This window comes from Leptospira saintgironsiae, assembly GCF_002811765.1.
Classification (GTDB): Bacteria; Spirochaetota; Leptospiria; order Leptospirales; family Leptospiraceae; genus Leptospira_B; species Leptospira_B saintgironsiae.
The window spans coordinates 167,215-179,667 of record NZ_NPDR01000001.1; the positions used below are offsets into that span (position 1 = coordinate 167,215).

A 12,453-nucleotide genomic window follows, 5' to 3' on the forward strand; every position below is an offset into this window, starting at 1 on the left:
TTATTTACCTGATTTTATTGCAGAATTTTTACTTTTTGAATCGATCTTATCCAGAAGGATCGCAGCCAATGATTTGGCCTGGTTCCCTCCGGAGCCATTGTCCACAAAAACGGTCAGTACGTATAATTTTCGATCTTTACGAAAAGATAATACTGTCCATCCATGGGTTTCATATTTATGCATAAATTTAGTGCCGGTCCCAGTTTTCCCGCCCAGCATCTCTAAATTTCCTTTCTCGGGAATATACAGATCTTTTAAAGTTCCGGTTTTAGGAACCTCAGAAAGAACTGAAGCGACCCATCTTAAATCTCTTCCAGAATATGGGTTTTCTTCCGATCTGATAGGCTCCTGGCTTGCTCCCCAATAAGGAGAAAGTCTTGGGCCTTCTTTCCAAATAGATGAATACAATTGTGAAATTTTTAAAGGACTAAGAAGAAGTCCGCCTTCTCCTATAGAAGCAGCTACTTTACGAAGTCGGCTGATAGAGTTAAAATTCGTATCAGAAGGTTCTATATAAGAATCCAATCTGGACCGAGTTGATTTTCCTAAACTCCAATCTTCATACAACTTGGAATAAAACAGATCTGGATCAGAAGAAACACTCGTTAAAAAATATACATTGCAAGACTGAATTAATGCAGATCTGAGATCCATTTCTCCATGACCTTTTGCCAAGGCACATCTTAAATACTCTTTTCCATTTTCATCTTTAGGTAAATGTAATGTGTTTAGATCCGATTTAGTAGGAGTTGAATTTTCCTTAGGATAAAATCTACCTTTGCATGTGACTTTTTTTTCAGGAGAAAATGCAAGTCTGTCTTTATATTTCAATAAAGTTAAAGCTGAGAATACTTTTACCAAGGAACCTGGAGGTAATTTTTTAGAAACTGCAATCTCCGGTCTGTAGATGTAATCCACTTTTCCGGAATCAATTTCCATCAGCACTACGGAAGATGTAGAATTTTTAGATTCAAATTCTTTTACGGCCTCATCCAGATAAGAATAAGAAAATTTAGGAGCAGCACTTGCCCCCGCCGCGTAAAGAAAGATCACTAAGGCTAAAATTTCTATTTTATAATATACTTTGGAATTCATTCTGATCAGTCCGGCTCTATCTCAAAATTTCCCAGATGATATACTTGCTGGGCCCTGGTCATTGTGAATTGGTATTGTTTTCTTTTTTCTCTTGGAGTTCCTTCATATAGGACTACATACACTTTGGCTCTTGTTACTTGCGAATTAAATGGAGCATAGTATTGTGCTTGGACCGCATAATTTCCTGGCAAGGCCTTGGACATCGTAAAAGTCTGAGGAGCAAAAGTGGCATCGTCATAAACAAGATTGCCTCCCGACTTAGTAGAAGTATGAGCCCAGTAACATTTCTCTCCAGAAGGATCAATTACCCAAAGATCTGTATAACTTGCAGTATCCCAAGTCAGAATTACTTTGATATCTCGCGAAGGGACCTTTGCAAAAAAGCTGACCTTGTCGTAAGCCTTGCCCGCACGAACCTCTACCAGATTGTCTCCGGGAGAAGCTACAGTGCTAAATGAAAATTTACCTGCATACAAAGGCACCATCTGAGGAATACCATTAATAACTACAGTGACTTTTTCAGGATTAATTCCTATCACAGTTCCGGAAATTTTCTGTATTCTCTCAGTAGTAAAACCACCATGAGGAGAATCTATAGAAACAGTTTCTGCATCCAAATACATTATGGAAAACGAATATATGACTGCAAAAGAAGCCAGAAAATGTATTCCAAAGCCCCTACTCGACTTTCCAAAAGAAATATTTGGATGAGAAAAAAACATCTCAGGATTCCGGATCTATCTCAAAGTTTGCGATATGATATACTTGTTGGGAACGAGTCATTACGAATTGAAATTGTTTTCTTCTTTCGTTCGGTTTTCCTTCGTTCAATACAACATACACATTTACTCTGGTAACCGGTTTATCATAAGAACCGTAATACTGCACTTGGATAGAATAATTTCCAGGTAACGCCTTGGACATGGTAAAAGTTTCCGGACCATATCCATCCACTACGTCTACATCGAGATTTCCTCCAGACTTGGTGGAGCGATTCGCGTAAAAACATTTTTCTCCGGTAGGATCTAAGACCCAAAGATCCACATCTGTCGCGGTATCCCAGGTTAGAACCACTTTGATATCTCGTGGGGGAACAGCAGCGAAGAAGGAAACTCTATCACTTGCGTTACCCGCTTTTACTTCTATCAGATTTGTTCCAGGAGCAACTACTGTGCTTAAGGAAAATTTTCCACCTTGTAAACGGATCATTTGGGGAATTCCGTTAATTACGATAGTTGCCTTTTCCAGATTTCCACTAACAGACCCTGAAACAGTTTGGATCCTTTCAGTCGTGAAACCGCCATGAGGAGAATCTATAGTCACCGTTTGCGCAAATGTTGCAGATCCAAAAAGTAAAATAGCAACCAGGAGTGAATTATTGACCAATGTTGATTTCATCGTCTGAACTCGCTCCTGTTACTTCTGAATAATACATTAAAGAAGCTCTGGCTGGAATTACCTTATACTTTCCACCCACTTCTGCTCTGATAAAATATCTGACCTTAAATTCTTTTGTAGGACCTCCTACAAAGAAAACAGCTCGATCGTCGTAAACCTGACGACTTAGATATTCCATCTTTAGATCCCCTGCATAATACTCTGCATCTCTTTGTAGGAAAGAGAATCCAGGTAGCAGAGAATCTTCTACTTGGTAATAAGAATCTACATCGCCTTCTTTCTGAACTGAAACTTCGACCATAACAAGATCGCCTGGTTGGAAAGATTTGGATTCCACAGGAGTGATATCATTCGAATCCACTTTTAATTTATAATAGGTTCGTTTTACTTTGATACCATTAGTGTAAGCTTGTATTTTTTTGCTTCTATCCGTGTAATACAAAGAAGCAGTTGCATAAAGTACAGGCCCGTCCTTCTTCAAAACTTCTACTTTGTTTGGTCCCGAACGTATCAGCTCGGAAGGGATCGGGATCTTATACAATTCTCCCTGTTCTGACTTAGGAGGAAGAGTTACTGTTTTTAAACTGGTTCCGTTTAGTACAATCTCCACATTAGCAGGTGTTTCAGATTCGCGAACAGAAGCTAAAAACTCAGATAACGCTAATACAGCAGCAGAGGTATCTCTTGAGTTATTCCAAGCTAACTCAATACGATTGGATAAAAGAGAAGAGGCAAGATTTGCAAGAATGACCTTATCTTCTCCCAATCGAACTCCTGCACTCAATAGTGCAGAAATAGTTTCGATCCTGTCTTCTTCCCAACGAGGATTTTTACCATAAGAAGTAAGTTTGAAGAAGGCCTTCTTTCCAAATCCACTGGATTCTATACCTTTTTTAAACCAAGTAGAACCTTCTGCCTTTTTACCTTTATTAGCTAATGTTAATGCAAGCAACGCCTGCCCATATTGATTCAATTTGGCAGAAGATTTTACTAGACCATCTACAATTGAGTCTTCTAAATTTCCGCCTTCACTTAAGGAGAATATGATATATGCTTTTGCATTCGGAGAAAGATCTCCTTTGCCTAAGACATCATACAAATACGCCCTGGCTCGATTCAATACTGGAGCCGAAACCTTGGCTCCATTTTTCTGACTAACTGCTAATCCTCTATAAACATAAGCGGACATCAGAACATCACTTTCCACTCCTCCTTCGAACCAACCGAATCCACCATCAGTTCGTTGGAGTTCCGACACTCTTTTCAATCCTACATCTATCATCTTAGGAAGTTCCTTCCTAAGTCTTTCATTGATGAACCCTGCTTTTTGAGCGGATAGAAGAGGATAAAATCTACTCATAGTTTGTTCCACACAACCATAAGGATAATCGGCAAGATAATCCAAAGATTGTCTTAAGGCAGGTAAAGAAGCAGGGCTCAATCGAATTTCCAAACGAGGATCTCCCAATTCTTTAGGTGCTTCTAAGTTTAGAACTCCGGAATGTTCTCCTTCTTCCATTCCTAAACTATCCGAAATGGTTTTAGGCAATCCCCAAGTCTTGAGTGGAATTTCTGATTTAAGTAAATCTTGGTAGCCGGAACCCGCGGCAAGAATACTGATCTTTGCGGATTTGATCTTAGGATCTGCAATAGTCTGAACATCAAAATGTAAAGATTGGTTTTGGCCAGGTTCCAAATTGATCGTAGTCTCAGAGTTACCTAAAATTTTTGCGCCTTCTGCTTTTACTGTAACTTTGATAGGAAGTTTGGTTGGAGATTGATTGGAAATCGTAGCGGAAACTTTTTGGGTCTCCCCTTTGATGATAAATCTTGGCATTCCGCCTAAGATCATTAGATCCTTTTTAGTAATAAAACTAGTTTGTCCTCTTCCTACTTTTGTATCAGGAGTGATTGCAATCGCAGTCACTCTCCAAGAAGTTAAATTATCCGGAAGATTAAAACTAACTGTTGCAGTTCCATCAGGCCCTGTTTTTACTTTTGCATTCCAATAACTTGTATCTTTAAAACGATCCCGAGCCTGGTCCTCGTTTTTCATTGCAGAATAAACAGAATCTCCCTTTTTACCCAAAGCCAGTTTTAATCTTTTGTTCTCTGAATAACCAAAGAATTTATAGGCAGAAGCCAAAGTGGTCTGCACGTTATTCCTTCTTGGATGATAGAAGAATGTTCCTATATTAGGGGTTTTCTCCTCTTTAATTTGATAAATTGCTTCATCTACAATCGCGAGAGAAACTTCTGCAGAAACTCCAGCGCCACCCAGGCCAGTAGTTTTCAAACGAATCTCTGCCTTATCACCTGGACGATATACTTTGCGTCCTGGTTCCAGAGCCACTTTCAAGAACTTCTGCTCAGGAGGAGCGACCACTCTTACTTGGCTTTTATAAACATCATTTCCAGAGAACTGAACAGCAGATAACGTGAAGTTTGGACTCATCTCCGCTGTGATCGGAACTGCATATTTCAAAGCATTTCCTTTCATCTTTACGACTTCTTTTTTAAAGATACGATTTCCTTCTAATGTTAAGATCATATGTCCGTTGGAAACAGGACTTAAAACAAGGATCTCAGCAGTGTCTCCTACAGAATAAATATCTTTACCTGGTTTTAGAGTAATATCTTTGAAAGGAATTTCGATAGAATCGGAAACTGAAGAAGCCCAGAAAAATGTTTCTGACTTTGTAAGATTTCCACTCGGATCTTTTGTCTCAGCGACCAAAACAAATTGTCCTCTTTTAGGAATTGTGAAAGAAGCAGTCCCAACTCCAGAAGCGGAAGTCATCACAGACAAAGAAGAAATTTTAGAACGATTTGCCTCTTTTACAAATTGAATATCTCTATTATAAAGAATAAGATCTACATTTCTATTTCCCACCATTTTCTGGCGTTCGACTTCGCTCAAAGTTTTGTCATAAGCGATCAAATTTACTGTTAACTTTGCTTCCTTACCTGGCTCATAAACTGAATTATCTTTAGAGATCCTCACAAAGAATGCACTTCGATTTACGGAGAAGGAAGCGGATCCATCTAAGGTCATATCCTCAGCCTGAACAGAAGCAATTACTGTATAAATAGAATCCGCATCTGATTTATCCGGCTTAAAGCTGATAGAATATTGCCCTTTGGAATCTAATTTTCCTTTTCCATCCAAGACCAACTCTTGTTTATCACTTTGACCGGACTGCTCCAAATAATCGGAAGAAGCATCAAAGTTAATCGTTCCCACAGGAGAATAATCGAATTTAGGTCTGCGAAATACCCTATAAGCAACCTCTTGTCCTGCAACTGGTTGGCCGTAATAATATCTAGCCTTTACAAGAGCGTTTACTTCTTCTCTTTGTAAATAATTGGATTTAGGAACGGACACTGAAACAAGGAAAGTAGGTTTTTTATAAGCCTCCACGGCAAACTCAGTTTGGAAGGTTTTATCACGAAAATTTAATATAAGAGAATAATTTCCAAGAGTTGTATTTTCAGATTCAGGAACTACAAATTCTCCTGAAAAAGTTCCATTGTCTCCCGAAATATTAATAGGAACACTTGGTATAGAAGTTTCTCCCTGTTCACTTGCAACCGCGATTACACCAGCACCAGAAATGGTTCTATAATCATCTTGGGAGAAGTTTCTAACAATTCCCTTAAAATAAACGGTATCTCCCGGTCTATATACAGGGCGGTCTGTATACATATAGGCTCTCGGCCCACCTTCTCCATAAAAGGAACTGGAATAAAATTCAGGATCGGAAACCGAATATTCTCCATTCTTATGAGCGAGAACCAATCCTTTTACGGGACTTTTTCCTTTATAAAAATAAGTTCCGTCGGAATTTGTTTTTCCTGTTTGGAATGCTTGGCCATTCTCCAAATTAAAAAGAGTGAGATCCACATCTGCAACTGGCTCTCCACTATCTTTGCGGCCTACGTATACAAAAGTTTCTGCATCAGATTGTTTTACTAAAAAGTTCAAACCTGATTTGATCAGAATCGTATAAGCTAACTGAGATCCGGAAACACCCTCAACCAGATAAACACCATTGTCACGGATCGGAACAGGGACCCTACGATAGGCCCAGAAAGAAGTAACAGTCGGAATGGAGAATGTAGCGACCAATTCTTGGTCTTTTAAAATTGCAGGGATCGCGAGAGTTTTTTCCTCATTAGGTTTTTCATAATCAATTCCTAATGTTTTTTTAAGCTCGGATCTTGTCTTAGAATTGAATTCTTTTCTGGCAACTTTACGGAAATCGTTCCTGAATTTATCAACAGTTCTTGTAAATAATGCAATTGGATTTCCAAATGCTCCGTCATTATTCTCTTGGACCAATCTTTCTTTTACTTTTTTGGTTAAGAAGGCCTGAGGATCTGCGATCTTATATACTCTAAATTCGTAATTTACAGTTCCGTTTCCTTCCAGGTTCACGTAAGCGTTCTCACCTGAGCCGAAACTTCTGTCTGTTCCGAGATAGAATGCTGCGGAACCGAATAAATTCGGTTTCACATAAAATAATCCTAATGCAGAGATCAAAATTGCGAGAAAAGAGAATATTATCTTTTTACGATCCGATACACGAGTTCTCATTCTGAAATTCCTATTCTAAAATCCGAAATCTATATACCCCAAGAAAATTTCGGTTATTCTTTTCTGGGGAAAACAACACACTTCTTTCCAATTCTTTTGCTCGGATCAATTTGATGCCTCGATCCGAACCAGTATGATATAAAAGCTGGGGATTTTTACTTTCTCCCTCTATCAAGATCATAGAATGGAAATTTGTTCCGACCCCTCGATCCGATCTGAAAAAGAGAATATCTCCCGCTAGTCCAGACTCTAACTCTTTTGAAACAAAATAAGTATGGAACTTTTCCAAACTTTCTGCGTCCGCAAATTCTCCGAATTTACCCTCACCAGTTCGAAATAAATTTTTACCAATATAGGGTATATCCGGGTAATTAAATTCCCGGACATCCGGCAAATTTTTATCCAACAAGATCCCGGTCCGAGTTTGCCAATCCTGAGTATGAGCCTTTAGAGACTCCTTATATGCGAAACGAATCAATCCGCTGCAATCTCTTTCCTTCAGATTCCAGGAGGAATTTTCTTTTAAATATTGTGATAAAGAGATTCTAACAAACCAATCTCGAAATGCCTGGCGATCTGATTCAGTTCTAAGTTCCGCAGAATCAGGAAACCCATCCTGATCGAAATCCCCATCTCGGCTGTAGAGGGAAATCTTAACTGTTTTGCCTTTTTCAGTTCGGATCGTAACATTTGCTGGGATCATACCCGCTTGCACACGTAAGACATCTTCTCTTTCGTTTTTTTCGGTCGAGAGAAGTTTGAGTAATTCAGGATCTATGTTTTCCCATAGGAAATGATCTTTCGCGCCAAAGAGTGGATTCAAAATTTTTAAGACGGCAACTGATTTACCGTCTGCAGGCATTCTTAGTTCAGTCGGATCCAGAACGGATTCAAAATAAGAATTACATTCAAATAAAATGAATATTAGAAGATAGTAAATCCGAAATCGCACAGATCAGTAACCCAATGCCTTTCTGATTTTTTCAGGAATATCTTCGAACTTAGGATATTTATGCTTTTTGCCATCGGGAAAAATAACGTAATAGGTTCCGTTCAGAACTTCCATATAGTAATTTCCCTTCTTCTTTTGTCCTATAGAAGACTTGTCCATCTCTTTTACCATTGCTTGATATCTAGAAGGAAGCTCCTGCCAAGAACCATAAACCTGGATCTCTCCTGCATGATTCACGGTGTACATTCCATTCTCATGCATGATCTTGATTCCGTTATAATCAAAAACTTCTAGAACATTTACTTTAGGTTCTTTCTTTTTAGGTTTTTCATTCGGATCAAAACCCATCGGTTCAGCCGAAGGAATATTATAATGAACTACTGATTTGGAATCATGTCTTCTGTTTCGAGTAAGAAGTATATAAAGATAGGAAAGGCCGGATAAAGCCAGCGCAGCAAAAATCAGATAATCAAAATGTCTGGCAATCCATCCCATCACTTCAATCTAAACTCGATCGCCTTACATGCAAAAGGAACTGGATCTCCTGCCTGGATCCAAAAACTACATTTTTCGAAAGCGACTGAGGCAACACAGTTGTCCACATCCTTCTTCCTTTGTTTACCTGGAACTAAAGAAGTTATCTGTCTACTCGATCCGCATTCCGCATCTTTTGCAGCGTAAGCCACCATGATCTTAGTTCCTGCTTCTCCGAAAGTATAAAAATCGTCGTCCACATTGGAACAATTCGACAAACCTATAGTTAAGATTATAAGAAGAATTAGGCTTTTACAGGCAGTTCTAAAACTTAAAGAGTTAAATTTCATGCTCCGGCTTCTTAGGTGGTAATAATCGTATTTTTTCATCCAAAGGAAGATCTACTTCTCCTAAAGCGGTTTTGTATCTTACGCTTCCTTTCATTCTCAAATTCGGATCTTTTCCAGCGACTAGGTTTGTGACTACTAAAATTCCAAGTAATAGTTTATCCTGGTTTTCTCTCTTTTCAAAGCTTGTTTCTATTCTGAGTTGGACAACAGTTTTAGAAAAAGCTGGGACTTCTGTTTCTTCTTCTGAAATTACCCGAGCTAATTCGGCGTCTTTTCCATCAGTGCCAGAAGTGATTACGCCAAGATCAAACTTATAAATTTTAACTGAAGAATCATTCGGGTTCTCTATTTCCAGCTTAGAAGTCATTACAATCTTGGGAGAAGGCGGAAAGGGTAGAATTTCTACCCTTTCCGTTTTGGTTTCCAAGATCCTAAACTTACAAGCCTGTAGCTTTTTAACATTCTCTCTTAAGTCTCCCAAGCAGGAGCTAAAAAGGAAGAAGGTCCCTAAAACTAAAATCAAAGGCCGAAAGAAATTCGGCCCTTTTATATGCGGGGAAAATATTCCCATCAAAGCTCCCATCCATTGGAAATGAGAACCTTTCCTCTAGTCATATTATTTGCATATTCTTGGATCGCCTTATCCGCTTCTTTGAGTGGATATTTTGCAGCGATTTGAGTTTGGAATTCTTTTCCTAAAAGGGATCGGATCTCCGAAGTGATCTTCCAAATTTTAAAAGGACTTTGCTGAGGCATCCAAGAAGAAAGCCAGTAACCTTCTATCTTTTTGTCCTGAAAAATACCAAGTCCTGCATGATAAGAAATAGGCTCCTCTGATAACGCACCATAGACCACACATTTACTTCCGTAAGGCATAGCGGCCAAAGCTCTCCCTGTAATCTCTCCCGCAACTGCATCTAACATAATAGTAGCATTCAGTTTATTGGACAGAACTCTAAGCTCTCTATCAAAATTAGGAGAGCTGGAATCAAGCACATGTTCAGCGCCTAAAGATTTAAGAAGATCAACTTGTTCTTTTCTTCTTACAACATGAATGCCGGGAATTCCTTTTTTATTAGAAAGTCTTAATAACATTTTTCCTAAGGCAGAAGCAGCGGCAGTTTGAACATAAGCCTTATGTTTCTCTCGAACAACTTGGTCGAGGAGAGCCCAAGCAGTGATAGGATTTACGAATAAACAAGCTCCTTGCTCTAAGCTTACATCTTTTCCTAACGTAAAACAAGAATACGCATCTGTGATCATGTATTCTGCGTAAGGTCCGTCACCTTTATTTGGAGCAACACATGCGACTGGTTTACCAACTAGAGAATTTGCTCTCCAACCTCCGCCGCTTGCAATCACCAAACCGCTTCCTTCAAAACCAGGAACAACAGGAAGTTTTTTCTTAATTCCGTAAAGTCCTCTCATGAACATTAGGTCAGATGGATTGATAGAGCCAGAATGAACCTTAAGTAGAACTTCTCCCTTCTTTAGGGGCTTGAGTTCCTTTTCTACTATCTTAGCTCTTCCAGGCTCGTTGCTGTATTCTTTCAATTCGTATGCGAGATACGATTTTGGTAGTTCGAATTTTTTTGCCATTTGATTATCCTCTCACTCTTCGTCCTTTAACGTCAGATGCCGGATCATATCCGGTTTATTTTCTAGTATATGATTTTGTATAAATGCTTCCGCGTCCTCTTGTGTTTTGATAGAAAACCAAAGACCTTCGGGATAAGAAACCTGCACTGGACCCAACTCACAACGATCTAAACATCCTGATTTTTGGATTCGGATCTTACCTTTAAGTCCAAGTTCTTGTACTCTCTTTTTCATATAAGCGAGCAATTGAGGAGATCCTTTCGGACCGCAAGATGGTCTTTCTCCTTCCGCTCTGACATTCTCGCAGACAAAAACATGCTTATCAAAATACATTTAGGTACTTGCCTTTCCTCCTAATTTCCTATATAGGCAAAAGCTTTGAACCCATTTTTTCAGAGATTAGTTTGAAGCTCTAACAGTTGCCAGAACCTAAAAAAGATTTTTTTATGGTATTAAGAGGCTCGATTCTCGAGTATTTACTCATATTTGGAGAATAGGATGAAACGTTCCGTAATACTAATTATATTATCCTCACTATTATATTCCCTTTCCTTCTGCAAAAAAGAAGAGAAGCCTCTATTAGAGGCGGAAAAACCACTTTTCGAAAAAGTTTTGTCGGAAAACGATAAGACAATTCAATTTCTCTTAACAACGGAGAGTGTTTCTCCAGACGTAAGTGGATTAATTTCTTCCTTAAATTCTTTGAAAGAAGCAAAAGGTGGCTTGGAATCTTCTGCACTAGAAATGAAAAATGTACTGGAAGAGGCAAAATCTCCGGATGTGAGAATATCCTTTGAGGCCTATTCCAAGTTCAGCGAAATTTTAGCGAGTACAATGAAGGTGCGTGGACTACAATCTGGAAGAAACCGTTTCTATTGTCCAATGGTCAAAAAGACATGGGTGTTTGCCGGTATGAAAATCCTGAATCCATACGCTCCGGATATGCGTGATTGTGGTGATCTTATTCCCTGAAAACGAAAGACAAAAAGAAAGAACCTGTCTAGCGGGAGTCTCCGAATCCAAACCCTGTCCCGGAAATTGTAGGGATTTTTACAGGGAATCGAATTGGAATGATTCCGGTGAACAGGCTTGTTTTGCCTTCGAAAAATTAGAAAAGTTTTTAGAAGGAGTTAACTCCTTCTCAGTTGGTGCCACTGCTTTCCAACAAGCACCTGCAGATATTTTAGAGAACTTTTCCACAAGATCCGAAATAGGATTCGATCTAGTCAGATACTTTCTTTCTATCTCTTCTCCAGACCAAGTAATGTCCACAATTCTGGAGATGGACGATTCTTTACTTTATAGAATCGTAAAAGAAGACTTCAAAATATTCCAAAAACTTAAAAAAGAGAAGAAGGTCTTTGGAACAGAAAGTAACTTTCTGGATTCGAAAGCGGCGCAATTTTGGAACGGACTTCCTCCGGAAAGGATTTCCAAATTTATATTATTTTGCCTTAGAACCAAAAAAGATAGTATATTCGCAGCCAGATTTTTAGGACTCATGCCTATCGAAACTCTACTAATGCTTGGAGAATCCTTAGGATTAAATAAAGAAGAAGAGGCAGAACTCTACAGAGGATTAGAAGATTCTCTCTACGAATTCCCGATCCGATTCCCAGGGATCTATCCTCATCTTCTCGAATTATTCGCCGAAGATCCTGAGATCAATATTATACTCTCTACAATGGAAGGACTTGTAGAAAGAAAAGAATCCCTATTAAGAGCAAGAGAAGAAGTTCTTAAAATTATAGAAGAAGCTCATAAAAAGAACTCCCACCAAGAAGTATTAAATTATCTGAATACTTTGGATAAGGACGCTGCATTAGAAATTCTAGGAATGTTAGAAGAGCAGAATCATATAGGATTTTCAGAAAAAAGCCTATTATCTGCCTATATCAAAGGAGAAGAGTCCGATTTCATTACCTTCGGTAGAAGGCCTCAAATTTTCAGAGTGAAATAGAGATCTAAAAGACCGATTACACGGTAAT

Annotated in this window: 12 protein-coding genes; 2 read left to right on the forward strand and 10 right to left on the reverse strand. The window is 38.8% G+C overall.

Annotation, left to right across the window (positions count from 1 at the left end):
* From CH362_RS00730 to CH362_RS00775, 10 genes are read right to left on the reverse strand one after another with little or no spacing between them, the layout of a single operon-like run.
* Positions 1–1,095, reverse strand: coding sequence for a penicillin-binding transpeptidase domain-containing protein (locus CH362_RS00730; protein ID WP_100708453.1), 1,095 nt, complete (start codon positions 1,093–1,095; stop codon positions 1–3).
* A 5-nt stretch (positions 1,096–1,100) separates the two neighbouring features.
* Complete coding sequence (locus tag CH362_RS00735; protein WP_100708454.1) at positions 1,101–1,817, reverse strand: DUF2135 domain-containing protein; 717 nt, start codon at positions 1,815–1,817, stop codon at positions 1,101–1,103.
* 1 nt (position 1,818) lies between these two features.
* Positions 1,819–2,493 carry a YfaP family protein gene (locus tag CH362_RS00740; protein WP_100708455.1) on the reverse strand — a complete coding sequence of 225 codons (675 nt, stop codon included), beginning with the start codon at positions 2,491–2,493 and terminating at the stop codon, positions 1,819–1,821.
* Positions 2,471–7,090, reverse strand: coding sequence for an alpha-2-macroglobulin family protein (locus tag CH362_RS00745; RefSeq protein ID WP_100708456.1), 4,620 nt, complete (start codon positions 7,088–7,090; stop codon positions 2,471–2,473). Before CH362_RS00745 ends, CH362_RS00740 begins: the two co-directional genes overlap by 23 nt.
* Before the next feature lie 10 nt (positions 7,091–7,100).
* A complete protein-coding gene (locus CH362_RS00750) occupies positions 7,101–8,042 on the reverse strand; it encodes a DUF1175 family protein (protein ID WP_100708457.1) in 942 nt (313 codons plus the stop codon).
* Positions 8,043–8,045: 3 nt separating this feature from the next.
* Positions 8,046–8,537 carry a hypothetical protein gene (locus CH362_RS00755; RefSeq protein ID WP_100708458.1) on the reverse strand — a complete coding sequence of 164 codons (492 nt, stop codon included), beginning with the start codon at positions 8,535–8,537 and terminating at the stop codon, positions 8,046–8,048.
* Positions 8,537–8,866 (reverse strand): LIC13255 family lipoprotein, encoded by a 330-nt coding sequence (locus CH362_RS00760; protein ID WP_100708459.1) that lies wholly within the window; start codon positions 8,864–8,866, stop codon positions 8,537–8,539. Before CH362_RS00760 ends, CH362_RS00755 begins: the two co-directional genes overlap by 1 nt.
* Positions 8,856–9,389, reverse strand: coding sequence for an LEA/WHy family protein (locus CH362_RS00765; RefSeq protein ID WP_244280446.1), 534 nt, complete (start codon positions 9,387–9,389; stop codon positions 8,856–8,858). Before CH362_RS00765 ends, CH362_RS00760 begins: the two co-directional genes overlap by 11 nt.
* Positions 9,390–9,436: 47 nt before the next feature.
* Positions 9,437–10,465 (reverse strand): zinc-binding dehydrogenase, encoded by a 1,029-nt coding sequence (locus CH362_RS00770; protein WP_100708460.1) that lies wholly within the window; start codon positions 10,463–10,465, stop codon positions 9,437–9,439.
* 12 nt (positions 10,466–10,477) lie between these two features.
* Positions 10,478–10,798, reverse strand: a complete 321-nt coding sequence (locus tag CH362_RS00775) for a (2Fe-2S) ferredoxin domain-containing protein (protein WP_100708461.1) — start codon at positions 10,796–10,798, stop codon at positions 10,478–10,480.
* Between the two features lie 165 nt (positions 10,799–10,963).
* On the opposite strand from CH362_RS00775, the gene CH362_RS00780 reads away from it, so the two are divergent.
* Together CH362_RS00780 and CH362_RS00785 are read left to right on the forward strand one after the other, a co-directional pair.
* Positions 10,964–11,437, forward strand: a complete 474-nt coding sequence (locus CH362_RS00780; RefSeq protein ID WP_100708462.1) for an LIC13259/LIC11441 family protein — start codon at positions 10,964–10,966, stop codon at positions 11,435–11,437.
* Entirely contained in the window at positions 11,421–12,425 is a 1,005-nt protein-coding gene (locus CH362_RS00785) for a hypothetical protein (protein ID WP_100709220.1), read from the forward strand. The genes CH362_RS00780 and CH362_RS00785 overlap by 17 nt, the downstream gene beginning before the upstream one ends.
* The last annotated feature ends 28 nt before the right edge of the window (positions 12,426–12,453 follow it).

Bases quoted from the DNA above. Each gene is read 5' to 3' on its own strand.
- CH362_RS00730 (WP_100708453.1), bottom strand. From the start codon at position 1,095: ATGAATTCCAAAGTATATTATAAAATAGAAATTTTAGCCTTAGTGATC.
- CH362_RS00735 (WP_100708454.1), bottom strand. From the start codon at position 1,817: ATGTTTTTTTCTCATCCAAATATTTCTTTTGGAAAGTCGAGTAGGGGC.
- CH362_RS00740 (WP_100708455.1), bottom strand. From the start codon at position 2,493: ATGAAATCAACATTGGTCAATAATTCACTCCTGGTTGCTATTTTACTT.
- CH362_RS00745 (WP_100708456.1), bottom strand. From the start codon at position 7,090: ATGAGAACTCGTGTATCGGATCGTAAAAAGATAATATTCTCTTTTCTC.
- CH362_RS00755 (WP_100708458.1), bottom strand. From the start codon at position 8,537: ATGGGATGGATTGCCAGACATTTTGATTATCTGATTTTTGCTGCGCTG.
- CH362_RS00760 (WP_100708459.1), bottom strand. From the start codon at position 8,866: ATGAAATTTAACTCTTTAAGTTTTAGAACTGCCTGTAAAAGCCTAATT.
- CH362_RS00770 (WP_100708460.1), bottom strand. From the start codon at position 10,465: ATGGCAAAAAAATTCGAACTACCAAAATCGTATCTCGCATACGAATTG.
- CH362_RS00775 (WP_100708461.1), bottom strand. From the start codon at position 10,798: ATGTATTTTGATAAGCATGTTTTTGTCTGCGAGAATGTCAGAGCGGAA.
- CH362_RS00780 (WP_100708462.1), top strand. From the start codon at position 10,964: ATGAAACGTTCCGTAATACTAATTATATTATCCTCACTATTATATTCC.